This is a genomic window from Pseudomonas sp. MWU347 (genome assembly GCF_017947305.1).
In the GTDB taxonomy this organism is placed as follows: Bacteria; Pseudomonadota; Gammaproteobacteria; order Pseudomonadales; family Pseudomonadaceae; genus Aquipseudomonas; species Aquipseudomonas putida_A.
The window spans coordinates 351,647-370,282 of sequence record NZ_JAFGZB010000003.1 but is presented as its reverse complement, the minus strand read 5'-3'; the positions used below and the strand labels follow the sequence as shown (position 1 = coordinate 370,282).

18 protein-coding genes and 1 tRNA gene are annotated in these 18,636 nt (G+C 60.8%); 8 read left to right on the top strand and 11 right to left on the bottom strand.

The window, feature by feature from the left end; all coding sequences use genetic code 11:
- Positions 1-639: 639 nt before the first annotated feature.
- The 6 genes from KCG87_RS08050 to KCG87_RS08025 all read right to left on the bottom strand — a co-directional run bounded on the left by KCG87_RS08050 (position 640) and on the right by KCG87_RS08025 (position 7,277).
- Positions 640-1,986 (bottom strand): glutamine synthetase family protein, encoded by a 1,347-nt coding sequence (locus KCG87_RS08050; protein WP_210557163.1) that lies wholly within the window; start codon positions 1,984-1,986, stop codon positions 640-642.
- Between the two features lie 21 nt (positions 1,987-2,007).
- The gene (locus KCG87_RS08045) at positions 2,008-2,565 is read right to left on the bottom strand and encodes a cupin domain-containing protein (protein ID WP_027614278.1); all 558 of its coding nucleotides are present in this window, start codon (positions 2,563-2,565) and stop codon (positions 2,008-2,010) included.
- Between the two features lie 13 nt (positions 2,566-2,578).
- The gene (locus KCG87_RS08040) at positions 2,579-3,868 is read right to left on the bottom strand and encodes an FAD-binding oxidoreductase (RefSeq protein ID WP_210557165.1); all 1,290 of its coding nucleotides are present in this window, start codon (positions 3,866-3,868) and stop codon (positions 2,579-2,581) included.
- 93 nt (positions 3,869-3,961) lie between these two features.
- Positions 3,962-5,146, bottom strand: coding sequence for a DUF2252 family protein (locus KCG87_RS08035; protein WP_210557167.1), 1,185 nt, complete (start codon positions 5,144-5,146; stop codon positions 3,962-3,964).
- A 62-nt stretch (positions 5,147-5,208) separates the two neighbouring features.
- Positions 5,209-6,537 carry an ATP-binding protein gene (locus KCG87_RS08030; protein ID WP_098964056.1) on the bottom strand — a complete coding sequence of 443 codons (1,329 nt, stop codon included), beginning with the start codon at positions 6,535-6,537 and terminating at the stop codon, positions 5,209-5,211.
- Positions 6,534-7,277 (bottom strand): response regulator, encoded by a 744-nt coding sequence (locus tag KCG87_RS08025; protein ID WP_098964057.1) that lies wholly within the window; start codon positions 7,275-7,277, stop codon positions 6,534-6,536. Before KCG87_RS08025 ends, KCG87_RS08030 begins: the two co-directional genes overlap by 4 nt.
- A gap of 131 nt (positions 7,278-7,408) precedes the next feature.
- Between KCG87_RS08025 and KCG87_RS08020 the strand changes: the two genes are divergently transcribed.
- Both KCG87_RS08020 and KCG87_RS08015 read left to right on the top strand, forming a co-directional pair.
- Positions 7,409-7,732 (top strand): hypothetical protein, encoded by a 324-nt coding sequence (locus KCG87_RS08020; protein WP_095135713.1) that lies wholly within the window; start codon positions 7,409-7,411, stop codon positions 7,730-7,732.
- 35 nt (positions 7,733-7,767) lie between these two features.
- Positions 7,768-8,439, top strand: coding sequence for a DUF3313 domain-containing protein (locus KCG87_RS08015; protein ID WP_098964059.1), 672 nt, complete (start codon positions 7,768-7,770; stop codon positions 8,437-8,439).
- Positions 8,440-8,543: 104 nt separating this feature from the next.
- Here the strand turns inward: KCG87_RS08015 and KCG87_RS08010 are convergent, their stop codons facing one another.
- A complete protein-coding gene (locus tag KCG87_RS08010) occupies positions 8,544-9,173 on the bottom strand; it encodes an amino acid transporter (protein ID WP_098964060.1) in 630 nt (209 codons plus the stop codon).
- A gap of 15 nt (positions 9,174-9,188) precedes the next feature.
- Positions 9,189-9,815, bottom strand: coding sequence for a TetR/AcrR family transcriptional regulator (locus KCG87_RS08005; RefSeq protein ID WP_210557169.1), 627 nt, complete (start codon positions 9,813-9,815; stop codon positions 9,189-9,191).
- A 158-nt stretch (positions 9,816-9,973) separates the two neighbouring features.
- Between KCG87_RS08005 and KCG87_RS08000 the strand changes: the two genes are divergently transcribed.
- The 6 genes from KCG87_RS08000 to KCG87_RS07975 all read left to right on the top strand — a co-directional run bounded on the left by KCG87_RS08000 (position 9,974) and on the right by KCG87_RS07975 (position 14,995).
- On the top strand, positions 9,974-11,356 hold the full coding sequence (locus tag KCG87_RS08000; protein WP_210557171.1) for an aspartate aminotransferase family protein: 1,383 nt from the start codon (positions 9,974-9,976) through the stop codon (positions 11,354-11,356).
- A gap of 201 nt (positions 11,357-11,557) precedes the next feature.
- Complete coding sequence (locus tag KCG87_RS07995) at positions 11,558-12,850, top strand: OprD family porin (protein ID WP_210557173.1); 1,293 nt, start codon at positions 11,558-11,560, stop codon at positions 12,848-12,850.
- Positions 12,851-12,856: 6 nt separating this feature from the next.
- Positions 12,857-13,021 carry a hypothetical protein gene (locus tag KCG87_RS07990; protein WP_167734059.1) on the top strand — a complete coding sequence of 55 codons (165 nt, stop codon included), beginning with the start codon at positions 12,857-12,859 and terminating at the stop codon, positions 13,019-13,021.
- Positions 13,022-13,299: 278 nt separating this feature from the next.
- Positions 13,300-13,959: a hypothetical protein gene (locus tag KCG87_RS07985; RefSeq protein ID WP_246881673.1), complete on the top strand. Its 660-nt coding sequence runs from the start codon at positions 13,300-13,302 to the stop codon at positions 13,957-13,959.
- Entirely contained in the window at positions 13,956-14,477 is a 522-nt protein-coding gene (locus KCG87_RS07980) for a hypothetical protein (RefSeq protein WP_098964065.1), read from the top strand. The genes KCG87_RS07985 and KCG87_RS07980 overlap by 4 nt, the downstream gene beginning before the upstream one ends.
- On the top strand, positions 14,474-14,995 hold the full coding sequence (locus tag KCG87_RS07975; protein ID WP_210557175.1) for a hypothetical protein: 522 nt from the start codon (positions 14,474-14,476) through the stop codon (positions 14,993-14,995). Before KCG87_RS07980 ends, KCG87_RS07975 begins: the two co-directional genes overlap by 4 nt.
- Before the next feature lie 49 nt (positions 14,996-15,044).
- Here KCG87_RS07975 and KCG87_RS07970 read toward each other — a convergent pair.
- The 3 genes from KCG87_RS07970 to selA all read right to left on the bottom strand — a co-directional run bounded on the left by KCG87_RS07970 (position 15,045) and on the right by selA (position 18,473).
- A tRNA-Sec gene (locus KCG87_RS07970) sits at positions 15,045-15,140 on the bottom strand.
- Positions 15,141-15,147: 7 nt separating this feature from the next.
- Positions 15,148-17,064 (bottom strand): selenocysteine-specific translation elongation factor, encoded by a 1,917-nt coding sequence (gene selB, locus KCG87_RS07965; RefSeq protein ID WP_210557427.1) that lies wholly within the window; start codon positions 17,062-17,064, stop codon positions 15,148-15,150.
- Positions 17,061-18,473 carry an L-seryl-tRNA(Sec) selenium transferase gene (selA, locus tag KCG87_RS07960; RefSeq protein WP_210557176.1) on the bottom strand — a complete coding sequence of 471 codons (1,413 nt, stop codon included), beginning with the start codon at positions 18,471-18,473 and terminating at the stop codon, positions 17,061-17,063. Before selA ends, selB begins: the two co-directional genes overlap by 4 nt.
- Positions 18,474-18,636: the final 163 nt, after the last annotated feature.

The following is an 18,636-nucleotide window of genomic DNA, read 5'->3' as shown; positions in this document are numbered from 1 at the left end:
CTCTCGACCATACCATCTTACGCCGAAAAACATGGTCAACCCCCTTACCACAGTCGCAAGCTGCCAATCGTAGAAACGGCCTCAACCGGTCGAGCGCCCAATCGCTCATACTGCTCAATACGAAGTAGCAACCCTTAAACACGAACCGTAGCAGTGTGCTTCACATTCCAGTTGAGCGCCCTGATAATTAATGTTCAACCGAACTGCGCTGTCAAACTATTTTTTATGCACCATTTTGGCAAATGAACCACGACCAACGGAGCCTTTAATTGTGGAGATGTGGCTGCAACAGCATCAAAAAGGAGCGCACATGAATTATTTGGTGCACCTCCATAAAGCAAAAAAATTGTGAAGAAATAATAGTTAGAGACTGGCAACCATCCTTTGAATGACCCCTTCTGGCCGATAGCTGCCAGCCAAAGTCAACTATTTCCAACTCAGCGCAGACACCGCATGGGATGGCGTTGGATTTTCTCCAGACGTCATTCGAAGCCGCTCTTTCGCCATCGTCACGCCCGGTGTTCAAAATACCTGGTGGCTCCATCATCAGTTTGATGAGCGATGGAATTCACCGGTACTGAATTCCATCCGGTCATCGCGGCCCCTGCACCCGATTCATGTGGTGTGCTGAACCAGTGATCACAAATACCAGCGATACTCCCGCGCACTGATCTCCTGCATGAATGCCAGGTGATCCTGACGTTTGTTCTCGCAATACACGTCGACAAACTCGGCGCCCAGTCCCGCACGCAGTTGCGGCTGATGCTGCAAGGCGCGCAGCGCTTCGAGGATTTCCGTCGGAAAATCGATGCCGCTGTTGCGGTCATCGTTGAGGGGCGGGATCGGTTCCTTGCCTGATGCCAGACCATGTTCCAGGCCCACCAGAATCGCCGCCAGCACCAGATACGGGTTGGCGTCGGCGCCGGCCAGACGGTATTCGATGCGCAGGTTTTTCGTGTCCGATTCGGGGATGCGCAGGCAGGCGTCGCGATCTTCGTAACCCCAGCTCGCCTGGGTCGCGGTGTTCACCGTGCCGCTCAGGCGGCGCATGGCGTTCTGGTTTGGAGCGAAGATCGGCATGCTGTGCGGCAGCAGATCCAGGCAGCCGGCCACCGCATGGCGCAGCGCTTGCTGGTGATTGGCGGCCAGCAGGTTATTGCCAGCGGCGTCATACAGGCTGACATGCACGTGCATGCCGCTGCCCGGATGCTCCACGTACGGCTTGGCCATGAAACTGGCGCGGTAGCCGTGCTTGAGCGCCACCCCGCGGGTGCTACGACAGAACAGCGCCGCCCAGTCCGCAGCGCACAAACCGTCGTCCAGATGGCCGAAATTGATTTCGAACTGCCCCGGCCCCAGCTCGGCGGTGATCACCGTGGCGTCGATACCCTGCGCCCGCGTTGCTTCAACCATTTCGTCGAGTACCGGGGCGAAACGTGACAGACGTTCGATGTGCATGTTCGGCTGATCATCGGCATCGTCGGTCAGTTCGTCCCGAGGGAATTGCGGGAGGCCGTCGCGCAGTTTTTTGTCGAACAGATAGAACTCCAGTTCGAAGGCCACCACCGGGTGAATGCCTTTGCCCGCCAATCGATCCAGTACCTTCGCCAGCACTTCGCGGGGTTCGAACTCGATCGGTTTGGCGGTGCCGTCGGAGGTAATCAGCATCTGCCCCAGCGGCTGCGCTTCCCAGGTCACGGGCTTGAGCGTGCCCGGCACCAAGCGGCGCACGGCGTCCGGGTCGCCGTCGTTGAAACAGTAATCACCAATCTTGAACAGACCGCCCTGCACGCCGAGCAGCACGCAGTTCTGCGGCAGCTTCAGCGCGCTGCCCGCCGCGACTTTTTCGAGCATGTCCACCGGATAGCGTTTGCCGTAAAAATGCCCCGGAATGTCCAGGGAAATCAGGTCGACATAACGCACCTCGGGGTAGCGTTGGCGAAACGCGCGCACTTCGGCGAGCAGGTCAGAGCAGACAGCGTCCATCGTGTTCATCCTTTGTTGTTATCAGGTGTAGACCCAAAGCACACGGGTGAGCTGCCCGGTGAGGTTGCCGTAGCGACAATGGGTGTGACTGTCGAATTGAAAGCTGTCGCCGGCCCTCAAGGTGACCGGCTCGTCGTCGTTGCCCAGCCACAAGGTCAGTTCGCCTTCGAGCACATAACCGCCCTGCTCCGAGCTGTCGCTCATGTGGCGGTCGCCGCTGCTCGCGCCCGGCTCCAGATGACTTTCGAGCATGGAGAACGAGGCACGCATCTGCGGTGACACCAGAATGTCGGTGATGCCGTTGGCGTAATACAGCGTGCGTCGTTCGTCCGGACGGGTGACCCACGGCACTTGTTTGGCTTTGGGCAGGCTGTAGAAATAGGTGGTCGGCACGCCGAGGGTTTCGCTGATCGCGGTGAGGTCGGCCACGGTCGGGCGCGACAAGCCGCGTTCGACTTGCGAGAGAAAGCCCACCGAACGTCCGATCTTGTCGGCCAGCTCTTTAAGGGTGTACTTCTTGTGCTTGCGCAGGTCGTGGATCAGGATCGCCAGCGCAGCGATTTCTTCTTGCTTGTTCATGGTCAAAATCTCATCAAATGCTGTCGCGCAGCCGATACCAGGCCTTGCCGATAGCCTCCAGCGGTGCTGCGAAGTGCTTGCCGCCGGGGAAACGGCCATTGCTCAGGCCCTGGTACAACGCCAATTCATCCGCCTCGCCGAGAATCGCATCGGACACCGCACGGGCGGCGGCCAGCGTCGGCAACACGCCGTGCCCCGAATAACCCTGAAGCCAATAACGATTGCCCTCGCCGCCGACATCCGGCGTGCGGTTCATGGTCAGATCGATATGCCCGCCCCAAGCGAATTCCACCTCTACACCTTTAAGCTGCGGAAACACGCGTTCGAGAAACGGCCGAGTCGCCGCCGCAATGTCCTTGGGCATACCGCCCAGATAAGTGCAGCCACCGCCGAACAACAAGCGGTTGTCCGGCGTGCGACGGAAGTAATCGAGAACAAACTGGTTGTCGGTCACACAGACGTTGCTCGGCAGCAGCGCGGTGGCTTGCTCCGGTGTCAGCGGTGCGGTGGCGACTTGATAGGTGCCAACCGGCAGGATGCAGCTGGAGAGTTGCGGGTCGAGTTGATCGAGATAGGCGTTGCAGGCCAGCACCAGCACATCGGCCTTCACCGAACCGCGCTCGGTATTGACCCGGAAGCCATTGCCCTCCTGCTGATAACTCGACGCTTTGCTTTGCTCATGAATATGCCCGCCGGCACGCTCGATGGCGGCGGCCAGCCCCAGGGCAAGCTTCAACGGATTGAGGTGTGCGCCTTCGGCGTCAAAGAGGCCGGCCTGATAGCGTTCACTGGCGACCCATTGCGGCAGGTCTTCGCGGGGAATGAACTGCAGACCGTCGTGGCCCCACTTATGACTGGCTTCGTGTTGCCATTCAGTCAGCAGGCTGACCCGACGCGGCATCACCGACGTCCACAAATGGCCCGGGCGATAGTCGCAATCGAAACCATGCCGCCCGGGCAATTCACGCAGCTCCTGCGCGGCCCAACGCATGCCGTCCCACAGACGCCTGGCGCGCTCATATCCAAGCGCAGCCTCCAGCGGCGGCATGTCGCAAGACCAGCCCAGAATCGCCTGCCCGCCATTACGCCCGGACGCGGCCCACGCCACGCGACTGGCTTCGAGTACGGTGACGCGCTTGCCGGCCAATGCCAGGCGCAACGCGGTGTGCAGCCCGCTGAAACCGGCGCCGATGATCACCACTTCGGTGTCGTGTTCACCTTCCAGAACGGGCCGTGTGCTGAGAATATCGGCGCAACTGTGGGCGTAATAGCTGGCGACATGCTGCTGGGACTGCTGAAACATTCGGCGCCTCATGAAATTTATTTCTTATAATTTCATGAAAATCTACAGAACAAATTTCATATCGGCAACCGACAACTGTTTCACTCACACAGATCAATGCTCCAGCGCATAACGCCGGCAATGCTCCAGATAACCTTTCTCATGTTTGCCAACCAACTGCACAACACTGGTCCACAGCCACGACGGCGCATCCAGTGTCTTCGAGCGGCACGCTTGCAGTTCACGCATCCATGACGCCCGGGTGCTCATGTCCATCTGCCGGGCATGGGCCAGCCCCACGACGCGGGCCAGATAACCGGCGGCGAGCATCGCGTCGGTCTGGCTCAACTGATCCAGTTCCAGTTTCATGTCTTGTGGCAGCAGTTCGCGGATGAAGAAGCCATGGTCGAGCACCCGTGTGGCGATCATCCGATTGCCCAGGCCCGGCGAGAGAAAACGCGCACCTTCGACCACACGTTTGCCGTTGTCGCGAGGCATCGCGGCTCGCGCCACTCGTGGTGCGGCGGCGGCAATCGCTTCCTTGATATCCAGCAGGCAATATTCCTGATCGTCGCCCTCGCCCACCCCCAGCAACACCGCATAACGCTTGAGCCCCAGCGAACTGCAGCCTTTGACCCAATAAGCCGAGTCGAGCATTTTCACCCGGTCGTCCTTGTTGCGGCCCTTCAATGAGGTCACCAGCGTGTGCAGGTCTGGCGTGGCGCAAAGGGTCTTCAGCGCACTGCGTTCTTCCCGTGACAGCGACCAGAAATGCTTGCCCAGCGGAATAGTTGGTTTGGTGCTCTCGATGCGCTCCTGGGCCAGATGCTTCCAGGTGCGCTGCACCGCGCTGCGCATGCCGGCCTTGACTTGCGCGGGTCTTGGCGGCTCTTTGTCGACGTCGTCTTCGAATGCTTGTTCATAGCCGCGCATCATCTCTTCAAGCATGCGCGCGGTGGCGACGCCGGGCAGGTCCGAACCTCGGGCGGCGGTGGCCAAGGACAGCGCCAGGCGTACCAGATCATGCGCAGGGTTGCCGATAACGGTTTGGTCGAGGTCGCGGATGTGAATGTCGATGCGCCCTTTCAGGTCGCCAGTCGGCCCAAGATTGCCGGCATGACAATCGCCACAGATCCACACCGCCGGCCCTTTCGGCAGACTGCGCCCGGGCTGGCTGTGCAGCCACTCATAAAACTGCACCGTACTGCCACGGACATAGGCGTGGGCGGAGCGAGCCATTTTCAGATTGCGCAGTTGTGACAGCGGTTCAAGACGTGCGGAGGGCCGTGGGGTTTTCATGGACGCTTCTTGCAGTGAATGTGTCCTGTTGACCGCCCGTCACGAGCAAATGTTTCAAAGTATTACAAAGGCAACTCAACCCGAGCCAGCAGACCACCGCTGCTGCGATTGCTCAAACTCAGTTCGCCGCCCTGCTCGCGCACAATCGCCCGCGCCGCCGACAACCCGAGCCCGACACCACCGGTTTCCCGGTTGCGCGAGGTTTCCAGGCGGAAAAACGGGTCGAACACCCGCTGCAACGACGCTTCGGGAATTCCCGGCCCATTGTCACTGACGTCGATGCACACGCTGTAACCGTCGCTGCTCAGAGCGATAGCCGGCTGCTGCGCGTACTTTTCGGCGTTTTCCAGCAGATTGACGATCACCCGTTTGATCCCCAGCGGCCGGCCCTCGTAGACCAGATGCGCCGGGCCGGTGAAATCGATCGCAATGTTCTGGTCGCGGTAGTCGTCGATGATGGTCTGCAGCAATTCCGAGAGGTCGAACGCGGTGCTTTGCTCCGGCTGAGTGTCTTCCCGAAAGAACGCCAGTGCCGCGTTGATCATCGACTGCATTTCTTCGATGTCGCGGATCAGTTTGCCCTGATGATCAAAGTCCTCCATGAACTCGCTGCGCAGGCGCATACGGGTCAGCGGTGCGCGCAAGTCGTGGGAAATCGACGCGAGCATGTGCGTGCGTTCGCTGATGTAGTGCTGAATCTGCGCCTGCATGGTGTTGAAGGCGATGATCGCCTGGCGGATCTCGTCGGGGCCTTCGACTTTGATCGGCGGCGCACGCAGATCACCGCCAAAACGCCGGGCGGCGCTGGCAAAGCGTTGCAGTGGCTTGGCCAGTTGCTGCGTGGCCAGCCAGGCCACCAGCACGGTGGCGATCAGGCCGAGGGCGATGATGATCGCGATGCGCGTGCCGATGTCCAGGCCCCAGGAGCGTTCGGGCGAAGAGAACAACAGCCAACTGGCATCCGGCAGTTGAATCAACGCCGCATAGCGCGCCAGCGGACTGCCGCTCGGCCAGTCAGCGGGATTGAACACCCGAATGTCTCGCTCATCGCCCAACAACTGATGCAACCCCGACGTCTTGTTGGCGATGAGCTGCGTACCACCCGCTGGCAATCCGAGTTCGTCGCGTTGCGCACTCCAGGTCACCTCCTGCGTCGGGCCGGTTGCCGCGTGCGCCAGTTTCGGGCGTAAAGGCGCTGGTGCAGCCTCGATCACTTTGACGGTCGCGGCAATCTGCTCCAGCAACCCGGTACGTTCAATCGGTGGTCGCGCCCAGGTCCCGGCAACCTCCACGAACAGGAAATTGAGTGCCAGCGACGCGAGCATGGCCGCGACGATGGTCAGGGCGATCCGCCGACTCAGCGGATCACGGCGCAGGAATCGACGGATCATGAACGAGTGACCTTGGCGGTAAACATGTAACCGCCGTTGCGCACGGTGCGGATCAGGTCCGGGCGCTTACTGTCCGGCTCGATCTTGCGGCGCAAGCGGCTGACCTGCACGTCGATGCTGCGATCGAAGGCGTCGTGGCCCTGACCACGAGACAGGTCGATCAGTTGCTCGCGGGTGAGGATGCGCTGCGGGTGTTCGAGAAACACCACCAGCAGATCGAACTCGCCACCGGACAGCGGAATCATCACGTTTTCCGGGGAGCGCAGCTCGCGACAGGTGATGTCCAGATGCCAACCGGCGAAGGCGATCACCGGCCGTGACGGCTCGCTCGCGGGGCTGACCTGCTCACCGGCGCGGCGCTGCACGGCGCGCAGGCGAGCCAGCAATTCACGCGGGGCGAACGGTTTGGTGACGTAGTCATCGGCGCCCAGTTCGAGGCCAACGATCCGGTCGCTCAATTCGCCCATGGCGGTCAACATGATGATCGGAATGCCCATCTGCGCGCGCACTTTCTGGCACAGGCTCAGGCCACCTTCGCCGGGCAGCATCAGGTCGAGAATGATCGTGTCCGGGCGCTGCTGCGCAATTGCCGCCCACATCGCTGCGCCGTCGGCGGCGACATCGACCTCGTAGGCGTGCTGGACGAAGAACTTCTTCAGCAGGGCGAGAATTTCCACGTCATCGTCGACGATCAGCAGTCTGCTCACGGGCACAGGATCCTCAGGCCAAAAAGAACGCATCTAAAACTATTCTGGCGGGCGGGTCATATATTTCAATCGAGCAACATTCCGTCGCCCCGGACATCAAGCGGACATTCTGCGGCAAAACCCCTAAGGCACCCTGCACGCCATCAACAACCGGGGGGCTTTCAATGAGCGCATTGCACAACCGTTATACCGCCGAGGGCCACGACGCCCGCTATCCGTTGATTCTCAGCCAGCGCACCAGCGCGCCCGAGCAGGATACGCCGCTGTTGTTCCAGGAGTTCTGCCTGGGCCTGTCAGATGACCAAAGCCGTATCGTCCTGCGCCGCTATTTCGAGCAGTACGGCCCCAGCGATTCGCAATGGGTGGAGTACGTGCATTCGATTCCGACCGCCGACCTGATCCAATGGATCATGAGCCACGGCCAGTTGCACATCGAATGCTCGGACAACACCCCGCCACTCTCCTCCCCAATCACAGCCCGCGCTTGAACCACGCGGGGCAAAAGCGCAAAACAAGGATTCGCATGATCAGAAGCCATTGCTTGATGTCGGTGCTATGTACGGCGTCCCTGAGCCTTTCGGCCTGCAGCAGCAAAACCGTCGAACCGCAGAAGTACACCGGATTTCTGCACGATTACAGCGTGCTCAGCGAGCGCCAGTCGCCATCTGGGCAGACGGTGCTGGGTTGGGTCAGCCCGGCGCTGGCGCGGGGGCGTTACACCCAGGCCTATCTGGCGCCCAGCCAGTTCTACCCGAGCGCCGCGCCGACCGAGCGGATCCCGCTGAGCACGCTGTCCGGCGTCACCGACTACTACGACGCCGCGCTCAGGCTGGAACTGGGCAAGGTCATGCGCCTGATGCCGCAACCCGGCCCGAACACCCTGACCATCAGACCGGCGATCACCCGCGTCGCCGCCAGCACCCAAGGCTTGCGCTTCTATGAATGGCTACCGGTGACGCTGGTTGCCGCCGGCGTGAGCACCGCCACCGGCATCCGCGATCAGGACAGCGAAATCACCACCGAAGTCTCGTTCGAGGACGGCTCCACCGGCGAAGTGGTCGCCGAAGTCGTGCGCAAGGGCATCGGACTACCGCTGGAAAACGACAAACAGGTGCTGACCGCCGATGACGTCAAGGCTGTTCTCGATGGTTGGGCCGGCGACCTGGGCCAGTCATACCTGGCGATCCGCCGCTAGACATTTTGTGGCGAGGGAGCTTGCTCCCGCTGGACTGCACAGCAGTCCTCCCCAACAGCGGGGCCGCTTCGCGCCCCAGCGGGAGCAAGCTCCCTCGCCACAGTTCATTCGTTGGGTCGGGAGTATTTTTCAGGTGTTTGCAATCGCTGAATCCACTCATGCTCGGGATGCAACCGAACCAGATGTTGCATCAGCCATCGCCGCTCTTCGCGAGATAAATCCGGCAATGCCTGACTGAAATCGGTTTGATCCTTGGGACGCGTGTATTTGGCCTTGAACAGCAGAATCGCCGCAGGCCTGAGATAGGGAATCCCCGTATCACTCAGTGCCACCATCGCGGCGCGTGGATGGACAATCGACGGGTCTCTTTTATAGACCCACGTATCCGTCGTGCCGGATTCAAGCATCAGATCGACTCGCCAGGCATGGGCAACGGCATCAAATCCCCACACCTGGAAAATATTCTCGCCTGGCGTTTGCCCCACCGGCAAAAACGTCAGTTCACCGTCCCGCACGGTATAGAAGTCCAGCTCGGCCAGCGCTTGCCGGAAGCGCTGAAAGTCGTCCCGCAGGAGGGTGAACTCCAGATCGCTGTGCGCACGGGTTGGCCGGCCCAGCCATAAATCCAGCGCCCATCCGCCCACCACGCACCACGGGCGCGAGATGTGTTTCAGCCGTTGCGCCAGTTCTTCCGGCGTCCACGGTTGCCATTCTTGCTGATCAGGAACGGTCATGCGCTCTGCTTCTCGTCACTTGGCTTTCGATTCCGCGCCGTTGCTCAAAATGCCGTGGCAGATCAAACCCAACACACTGCGCATATGCCGGGCATGCGCTTGCCGATTGGGTGCCGCCTCGGTCGCCAGCCGAATAAACGCCATATTCGCGTACTGGTTGAACAACGTCGCCGCCACATCGAGATCGACTGACGCCCGCACCTTGCCCTGCGCCTGAAAATGCCCGAGCAGCGTCTTGGTCTCTTCGATCACCGCCGCATTCCACGGACTCAACGCCTGAGCCAGTTCACCCGTGAGCAGAAACGGCGCCAGTTCACGCCACAACGAGGCCGGCATCGCTTGCAGTTGGTAGTCGGTCATCAAACCTTCGAACTCGCACAACGCCTCCAGCGGATCACTGTCGTCGTCCAGATTGGCCCGCGCCTCGCGCATCGCCTGCTCGTCCGGCTGTTTGAGCAAGGCCAGCAGAATCTCCTGTTTGCCACCGAAATAATTGACCACCGTCGGCGCGGAAACCCCGGCCTGGACCGCGATCTGGTCCAGTGTGGTGGCCGCAAAACCGTTGGTCTTGAACAACTCCAGCGCTGCCTGCGCGATGACTTCCCTGCGCTGTTCCTTTTGCCGTTCTCTGAGCCCGCTCATGGTGCTGATGTCCTGTCTTGCTGATCGGCGTCAGCCTACGGATTTCTTTTTTCACCGACAAATATTTTCTTTACAAAAATTTTTTTAGTGACAAATATTAACCGTGCACCGCTGGAATGAACGCGCACCCACTTGCCCCGTTTCTCTGGAGAACCGCCATGTCCGCCGAATTCGATCCGACCCGCAGCACCCGCGATTATCAGGCCGCCGACGCCGCCCACCACATTCACGCGTTCGTCGATCAGAAAGCCCTCAATGAGGAAGGCCCGCGGGTGATGGTCAGCGGTGATCGGCTGGCGCTGTGGGACAACGACGGCAAGCGCTACCTGGACGGCATGTCCGGCCTGTGGTGCACCAACCTCGGTTACGGGCGCAAGGATCTGGCCGCCGCGGCCACCGCGCAGCTGCAACAACTGCCGTACTACAACATGTTCTTCCACACCACTCACCCGCAGGTGATCGAGCTCTCCGAACTGCTGTTCAGCCTGCTGCCCAGGCACTACAGCCACGCGATCTACACCAACTCCGGCTCCGAAGCCAACGAAGTGCTGATCCGCACCGTGCGCAAGTTCTGGCAGGTGATGGGCCAGCCCGAGAAGAAAATCATGATTGGCCGGTGGAACGGCTACCACGGCTCGACTCTCGCCGCGACGGCGCTGGGCGGCATGAAATTCATGCACGAAATGGGCGGCACCATCCCTGACGTCGCGCACATCGATGAGCCGTACTGGTTCGCCCATGAAGGCGACCTCAGCCCGGAAGCATTCGGCCTGCGCGCCGCACGGCAACTGGAAGACAAGATCCTCGAACTGGGCGCTGACAAGGTCGCCGCGTTCGTCGCCGAACCGTTTCAGGGTGCCGGCGGCATGATCATTCCGCCCGCCACCTATTGGCCGGAAATCCAGCGCATCTGCCGCAAATATGATGTGCTGCTGTGCGCCGACGAAGTCATCGGCGGTTTCGGTCGCACCGGCGAATGGTTCGCGCACCAGGCCTTCGGTTTTGAACCGGACACCCTGTCGATCGCCAAAGGCCTGACCTCCGGCTACATCCCTATGGGCGGCCTGATACTGTCGCGACGCATGGCCGAAGCGCTGGTGGAAAAAGGCGGTGTGTTCGCTCACGGCCTGACCTATTCCGGGCACCCGGTGGCGGCTGCGGTGGCGATTGCCAACCTCAAAGCATTGCGCGATGAAGGCGTGGTCACTCAGGTGAAAAACGACACCGGTGCTTATCTGCAGAACTGCCTGCGTGAGGTGTTCGGCAACCATCCGCTGGTGGGTGAGGTTCAGGGCGTGGGGCTGGTGGCGGCGCTACAATTCGCCGAAGACAAAGCCACCCGCAAGCGTTTCGCCAACGAGAACGACATCGCCTGGCGCTGTCGCACCATTGGTTTTGAGGAAGGCCTGATCATTCGTTCAACGCTGGGCCGGATGATCATGGCACCGGCGCTGATCGCCACACGGGCGGAGCTGGATGAACTGGTCGACAAGACACGCATCGCGGTAGATCGCACAGCGCGCGAGTATGGCCGCCTGTAACCCATATCCCCTGTAGGAGTGAGCCTGCTCGCGATAGCGGTCGGTCAGTTTAGATCGATGTGAATGACACGCCGCTATCGCGAGCAGGCTCACTCCTACAAGGGAAATCAGGTATGCCTTGAACTCAGCACATCGGCTCAATCCAGCCCGGTTGATCCTGCCCATCATCAGCAGACCTTCCCTGATTGTCGGTCTCTCTCGATGGCTTCCTCAACATCACACTTTGCATTGTTGGCACTGCTTTGCGCAGCGAGCGACAGTGCTTTGGCCAATGACTTCTTCGACGACGCCAAAACCGAAGTGCTCAGCCGCAACTTCTTCCTGAGCAACGACTACCGCTCGCCCTCTCCCTCCGGCAAAAACTATAAACAGGAATGGGCCCAGGGCTTTATCGGCACGTTCACCTCTGGCTACACGCCAGGCACTGTCGGATTCGGCATCGATGCCCATGCCTTTCTCGGCCTGAAACTCGATGGCGGTAAAGGACATTCCGGCACGGGTCTGTTGCCGGTCGACAGCAATGGTCGTAGTGAACCGAACTACTCCAGCGCTGGTGGCGCATTCAAACTGAAAGCTTCGCGCACCACCCTCGCGTTCGGCGAGATGACCGTGGAAACGCCGGTGTTCGACACCTCGGACAAACGCCTGCAACCGGAATACGCCACAGGTTTGCTAGTGAACAGTCGTGAAATCGACAACGTTAACTTCACGGCCGGACACTTCACCGCATTCAAGAATCAGGACAGCTCCTCAGGGCGCGGCGACTTTTCCGGTTACGGAGCCACTACCGAGGCTGGCGGAATCAGTTTTCTCGGCGCCGATCTGTTCGGTGACAGTCCGGTGGGTGGATCGCTTTACGCCTCGGATCTGACTGACACCTGGCATCAGTACTACGCCAATCTGCACTTCAAACAGTCCGGCCTGTTGCTCGATGCCAACCTCTACCACACCCGCGATACCGGTCGGGCGCTGGCCGGCGCGATCGACAACACCGCGTTCAGCCTGTCCGGCAAGTACAGTTTCGGCCCGCACGCGGTCATGCTCGGCTGGCAACGTATCAATGGCGACACGCCGTTCGATTTCGTGGGCGGCGACTCGATCTACCTCGCCAACTCGATCAAATACGCCGACTTCAACGGCGCCGGCGAACGCTCCTGGCAAGCACGCTACGACCTCGACCTTGGCGCTTTCGGCATCCCTGGCCTGACCTTCATGACCCGCTACGTCTCCGGCGACCACATCGACGGCACTCACGCGCCCAAGGGCGGCGCGTACAAACCGTTCGATGCCGAGACTGGCGACTATCAGCCGCAGCAAGGCGCTGGCGGCAAGCATTGGGAACGGGATATCGATCTGAAATACATCGTGCAATCGGGTGCGGCGAAGGACCTGTCGGTGCAGCTGTCGCACGTCTCGCACCGGGCCAACGAGGCACAGGCCGGCGATGATATCGACCGAATTTATGTGGTGATTCAGTACCCGTTGGGGTTCTGATGGCCCGTGATTAAACCCGGACTCAGACCCGAGGTCGCCCTACGAATCCATCGACTCAAAAAACTTCACGAAGCCGCCGACAACGAAGCCCTGCTGGGCATTCAGCAAGTCGTGATGCTCGGCGAACTGACCGTCAACCGCGCCCTCGACAACCTCGACCCGCCCGCCTGAAAACGCGATCCCCTGTAGGAGTGAGCCTGCTCGCGATGGCGGTCGAACAGCCGACTTTGAGGTTAGTGACACACCGGCCATCGCCAGCAGGCTGGCTCCAACCAGGGGATCGAGTGACATTTTGAACATTGCGTGATTTTCGGACGGAAGCCGACCTGCGTTATTGGCTAGCCAAATGCCACTACATCACTTAGTCTGCGCGCCCCGCAAAAACGTTTGGCCAGGAAGGCTTTGATTGGCCTTCGCAACTGAACGTCATCAATCACGCAGATTCAGGGATGTTCATGTTTCATGTCTTCAAAATAGCGGTCGCCGGCCTGCTGGCCTCGCTGCTCAGTGGTTGTATCACCGAAAGCGCGTCATGGGTCAGCGAACCATTGCAGGCCAAGGCCAATGAGCCTGTGGCTTATCTGATCGGGTCTATCGGGCCGCGCTCGCTCAAACTGTCTCCGGCGGATAACCAACGCCTGTTTATACGCAAACGTGGCTCCCAGTACGGCGCTGCCGGTATCTGGAAAATGGCCGGTGCCTATTCAACGCCGCAGGATATTCAGGACGCTAGCGGTGCCGCGAGTGTCTTCGTCCTTGCTTTGAAACCGGGCGACTACGAGTTCTACGATTTCCAGTTCTTCTCTGCGCGATACACACCGGGGCTTGGCACCGTTTACAGTTCGATGGAAGCGCGTGAGAAATTCAACCTCCCGCTACGTCTTGAAGCCGGAAAAGCCTATTACATGGGTGAATATCGCTCGCTCTGCCTCAACGGCATCGGCTGCACCTTCCTCTGGCGCGATCAGCGCGCCCGCGACGCCGTGATCGCCCAGCGCCAGGTTCCCGGACTACCACCTCTGCAATCACTGAAGCTCGATCTGAAAAGCGCCGAACCCTATATTTTTGCCGATACCCCGCCGGGTGTTGCCGCGGACATCAAACCATGAAAAAAATCACCACGCTTGCCACCGTCGCTCTGCTGGCCGGTTGTACCGCCACCAACACCTTGCCAGAGCGCACACTGGCCGACGGACAGGATTATCTGGCACCGATCCACGTCATGATCGACGACCCTCTGCAGTCTTCGTCGTTGCGCAATCATCTGCGCGAAACTGGCGTATTTCGCAACGTCGAAACCGGGTCCGGCCAAAACGATGCGTACAACGTCCAAGTCAAATTGAACATGCAACGCGAGTTCCCGCCGTTCCCGGTGGTGTTGTTGAGTTGCGCCACACTGTTCATGCTGCCGCTTTCGAAGGAATATGACACGCAGGCCGAGTTCTCGGTGTATCAAGGCGACAAGCGCCTCAAGCAGTACACCTATCGCAATAACACCCAGAAATACACCTGGTTGCTCGACCAGGGTGGCGAGCTGGAAGGACAAAACCTCAGCCGTATTGCACGAGCCTTTGCCCAGGACGTTCAGCATGACCGGTTGATCCCTGTCGTGGGAAGTGCCCAATGAAGCTGGCCTTGATCAAGAACGGCGCGCTGCTCAGTGCGCTAATGGCACTCGGCGGTTGCGCCAACACCCTGCCGCCTCTCGATTATCACGCTACGCAAGCCTATGTGCCGGTGACGTTGAGCCTGGGCCCGGCCAATACCCGGCACGAAGAATATCGTCAGCGTGAAACCATTTCTGCACTGAAAAACTCCGGTGCATTTTCCATGCTCGACGGCGGTTACACCCGCAACGGTTACAGCCTGCTGATTACCCAGCCGTGGTCGGGCGAAACCCATTATCTGGCCATGTTCAATGTTCTGACCCTGTTCACCCTCCCAGTGCCTTATCACTACCAGGACAACTTGCGCAGCTCGGTCTTCAAGGACGGTAAACTGCTCAAGACCTATAACTATTCCCGCGAAGGCTGGAGCGTGATGGCGTGGTACGTGCCGATCCCGAACAACAAAAACAAGCAGCAGATGCTGGATCAGTTTCTGGGAGAGTTGGAGAAGGACAAGCTGATTCCCTATCAGCCTTGACCGTTGTGCCGCGACAGCAAGCATCACTGCGGCGAGGACGGGAATTTATTGGCGGAAGGCAGCCGGAGTCGAACCTGCCCGGGAACGGATGCCGTCCCCAACCGGGTTTGAAGCCCGGCCGCGCCACCGGGCGCGATTGCCTTCCTTTGAACTCAGGGTGCGTCGGCACCGGCCAGCGCGTTGTCATGGCGGATCACCCGGGATTCGCCGATGCGTCGGGTCAGGCCGAGGCGGTCGAAGTATTCCAAGTATTGAATACAGCGTTTGCGTCCCAAGCCTAGCGCATCACGGAAGGTTGTCACCTGGATCGACGGATTTTCCTGTTCCAGTTGCAACAGAATGTTGGCCATGCGCCGCAGTTGCCCGTCAGACAGAAACAGATCGCGCACCACTTGGTGCATCAATCCCAAGCGCGCCAGTTTGCGCAACAGCAGGCGCACCATCGCATCTTCCACGCCCAACACTTTGGCGACGTCACGCACCCACGGCGGATCAAACCCGGCCTGTTCGAACAGCGGCTGCATGCGCTGCCAAAGGGTTTCGTCTTCAGCATTCAAGCGCACCTGATGATCCGGCAGATGCAACCACGGCCCGCTGGCGTTGATCGACCCGGCAGCGCGCAGTTCTTCCAGCAGGCTGACAAAGGCCGAACGCTCCAGCGCCAGACCACTGAAGCGTCGCAGGCGGTCGCGATCCGGTCCCATCTGGTCCGGTTCCAGCTCATGCAACTTGGCCAACTGCTCCAACAGGGTGAACTTCAACTGCCCCCAGCGCTGCACGTTGAACAGCACCGGTCCCTGGCGGGTGTCGATCAGGCGCACGTTGGCTGGTAGCGCCCAGTCTTCACGCTGACGATTGAATTGACGCTCCAGCCGTTGCGGATCGAGGCCGCCAGCGCTGTGGTCAAGCAGCAGTGGTAACGCTAGTTCAAGACTGTCGCTGCCGGCCAGGGCCTGCAGTTGCGCAAGCCGTTCCGGGCTGCGGCGCTGGCGGGCCGGGGCGAACGGGTCGAGTACCTGACCGCCACCGAGGGTGCGTTGCGCGCTGTGGTCACGCAGGATCAGGCGATCGCCCTTCACCGCGTGCACCGGGGCGTTGATCAGCAATTGCGCGAACATGCGCTGACCGGGACTCAAGCGCGGGCCTTCGAGCAACGCCACGCGGGCGATGACGTCTTGCGTACCGAGGTGCACGTGCACCGGGTGAAAGTGTTCGAAGGTGCGCTCACCGGGCAACAACTGAAACTCGATATCGACCCGTTGCGTCGGTGCGTGCAGCCACTCGGCCAACAGCCATTGGCCGCGATGGATCAGCTCAAGGGTCAATCGATCGCCACTGATGTTCAGTGCCACCCGTTGCCCGGCGAAGGCCTGCTCGGCGGGCTGGTTTTGCGCGTGCAAGCCCCGCACCCGCACCGATTTCCCGGACGGCCCGAGGGCCAGTTTGTCCCCGACACAAACCGCGCCCGACAACGCCGTGCCAGTCACCACAATCCCGGCGCCCGCCACGCTGAAGGCGCGGTCGATGGCCAGGCGAAAACCACCTTCGCGGCTGCGCTCATGCACTTCGCTTTGAATCTGCAGCAAGCTCTGGCGCAGTTCATCGACGCCCTGCCCGGTCACGCTCGACACCGCCAGCGTCGGCGCATCGGCGAATGGCCCGGCTTCGAGCAGATCGAGAACCTGGCGCTGCACCTCCTCCACCCTGCCCGCTTCAACCCGATCGCATTTGGTGATCGCCACCAGCGCCCGGGGAATGCCCAGCAACTGAACAATCGCCAGATGCTCGCGGGTCTGCGGCATCACCCCGTCATCCGCCGCCACCACCAGCAACACCAGATCGATGCCCTGCGCGCCGGCGAGCATGTTGTGGGTGAATTTCTCGTGGCCCGGTACATCGATGAATCCGGTCAGCCCGGCACCGGCTTCCAGCTCCGCGTAGAGATAACCGAGGTCGATGGTCATCCCGCGCTCGCGCTCCTGCGGGCGGCGGTCGCCGGCTTGCCCGGTCAGCGCTTGCAGCAGCGAGGTCTTGCCGTGGTCGATGTGCCCGGCGGTGCCGACGATCACGACTCGACCTGCAACTGCGGCAACTGCGCCAGCCACGCCGGTTCATCGTCGAGCTGCCGCAGGTCCAGCCACAGCGCATCGTCGTCAATGCGCCCGAGCACAGGGATTGGCAACGCACGCAATGCCGCTTCCAGATTCAGCAGACAACGCCCGCGCATGCGTTTCGACACCTGCGGGCGCAGGCACAGCGCCGCACTCGGCAACCGCGCCACCGGTTGGCTGCCGCTGCCAATCATGCCCAGCGCTTTCACTGCACTGACATTCCACGGTTCGCCGATAACCTGTACCAGTGCCGGTAGCAGGCGCTCGGCCTGGGCGAGGATCTCGGCTTGCGGGCGAGTCAACAGCCGCAGGCTCGGCAGACGTTCAGCGAGGCGATCCGGATCGCGATACAAACCCAGCACCGCTTCCAGCGCGGCCAGGGTTAACTTGTCGACCCGCAAGGCGCGCTTCAGCGGATTCTTTTTGATCTTCGCGATCAAGTCTTTGCGCCCGACAATCAACCCGGCCTGCGGCCCGCCGAGCAATTTGTCGCCGCTGAAGGTGACGATGTCTGCACCGTCGAGCAGCGCCTGGCGCACTGTGGGTTCCGCCGGCAGACCCCAGCGGGTCAGGTCCAGCAGACTGCCGCTGCCCAGATCCTCCAGCAGCGGCAAGCCGTGCCGATGGGCCAGCTCGGCCAGTTCGGCGGTGGGCACCCGGGCGGTAAAGCCTTCGATGCTGTAGTTGCTCGCATGCACGCGCATGATCAAACCACTGCGCGGGCTGATCGCTGCTTCGTAGTCGCGGGCGTGGGTACGGTTGGTGGTGCCGACTTCATGCAGGCGCACGCCGGCGCGGGCCATGATGTCGGGGATGCGGAACGCGCCGCCGATTTCGATCAGCTCGCCGCGCGAGATGATGCCTTCCTTGCGCGCGCCGAGGCTGTTCAGCGTGAGCAACACCGCAGCGGCATTGTTGTTGACCACGGTGACGGCTTCAGCGCCGGTCAGTTCGCGAATCAGGCCTTCGATCAGATCATCGCGATCACCGCGCTTGCCGGTCGCCAGATCGAATTCCAGATTGAGCGGATAACGTGCGGCCATCTGCACCGCGTCGATGGCTTCTTCGGGCAACAAGGCGCGGCCGAGGTTGGTATGCAGCACCGTGCCGGTGAGGTTGAACACCCGCCGCACGTTGCTGCGCTGTTGCTGGGCCAGACGCTCACCGACGCGGCCGGCGAGCACTTCGGGGCTGATTTCAATGGCAGACAGTTGACCTTGCAACACGCTGAGCCGCAGCTCATCAAGCAACTGCCGCAAGCCGCTCAGCAACGCCTCACGGCCATAACGCTCGGCCAGCGGCAGACAGGCCGGGTGACGCAACAAACCATCAATGGAAGGCAACCGCAGGGCAACACTCGAAGACATCAGCCACTCCCGAAAACAAGACTCTCCGGCATGACCTGACGCAACGCGTCTAAATACAGCACACCGGCCCCCAATTGTGGGAGCGGGCTTGCTCGCGAATGCGGTGAGTCAGCCACAAATGATCTGACTGACACGGCCCCTTCGGGAGCAAGCCCCTCTCACA

What these genes read in the sequence shown, in the direction of transcription:
- KCG87_RS08025 (WP_098964057.1), bottom strand. Translation starts at nt 7,277, where the DNA reads ATGCGTTCTTTTTGGCCTGAGGATCCTGTGCCCGTGAGCAGACTGCTG.
- KCG87_RS07975 (WP_210557175.1), top strand. Translation starts at nt 14,474, where the DNA reads ATGAAGCTGGCCTTGATCAAGAACGGCGCGCTGCTCAGTGCGCTAATG.
- selA (WP_210557176.1), bottom strand. Translation starts at nt 18,473, where the DNA reads ATGTCTTCGAGTGTTGCCCTGCGGTTGCCTTCCATTGATGGTTTGTTG.
- KCG87_RS08010 (WP_098964060.1), bottom strand. Translation starts at nt 9,173, where the DNA reads ATGACCGTTCCTGATCAGCAAGAATGGCAACCGTGGACGCCGGAAGAA.
- KCG87_RS08040 (WP_210557165.1), bottom strand. Translation starts at nt 3,868, where the DNA reads ATGTTTCAGCAGTCCCAGCAGCATGTCGCCAGCTATTACGCCCACAGT.
- KCG87_RS07985 (WP_246881673.1), top strand. Translation starts at nt 13,300, where the DNA reads ATGTTCATGTTTCATGTCTTCAAAATAGCGGTCGCCGGCCTGCTGGCC.
- KCG87_RS08005 (WP_210557169.1), bottom strand. Translation starts at nt 9,815, where the DNA reads ATGAGCGGGCTCAGAGAACGGCAAAAGGAACAGCGCAGGGAAGTCATC.
- KCG87_RS07980 (WP_098964065.1), top strand. Translation starts at nt 13,956, where the DNA reads ATGAAAAAAATCACCACGCTTGCCACCGTCGCTCTGCTGGCCGGTTGT.
- KCG87_RS08000 (WP_210557171.1), top strand. Translation starts at nt 9,974, where the DNA reads ATGTCCGCCGAATTCGATCCGACCCGCAGCACCCGCGATTATCAGGCC.
- KCG87_RS08020 (WP_095135713.1), top strand. Translation starts at nt 7,409, where the DNA reads ATGAGCGCATTGCACAACCGTTATACCGCCGAGGGCCACGACGCCCGC.
- KCG87_RS08030 (WP_098964056.1), bottom strand. Translation starts at nt 6,537, where the DNA reads ATGATCCGTCGATTCCTGCGCCGTGATCCGCTGAGTCGGCGGATCGCC.
- KCG87_RS08015 (WP_098964059.1), top strand. Translation starts at nt 7,768, where the DNA reads ATGATCAGAAGCCATTGCTTGATGTCGGTGCTATGTACGGCGTCCCTG.
- KCG87_RS08050 (WP_210557163.1), bottom strand. Translation starts at nt 1,986, where the DNA reads ATGGACGCTGTCTGCTCTGACCTGCTCGCCGAAGTGCGCGCGTTTCGC.
- KCG87_RS07995 (WP_210557173.1), top strand. Translation starts at nt 11,558, where the DNA reads ATGGCTTCCTCAACATCACACTTTGCATTGTTGGCACTGCTTTGCGCA.
- KCG87_RS08035 (WP_210557167.1), bottom strand. Translation starts at nt 5,146, where the DNA reads ATGAAAACCCCACGGCCCTCCGCACGTCTTGAACCGCTGTCACAACTG.
- KCG87_RS08045 (WP_027614278.1), bottom strand. Translation starts at nt 2,565, where the DNA reads ATGAACAAGCAAGAAGAAATCGCTGCGCTGGCGATCCTGATCCACGAC.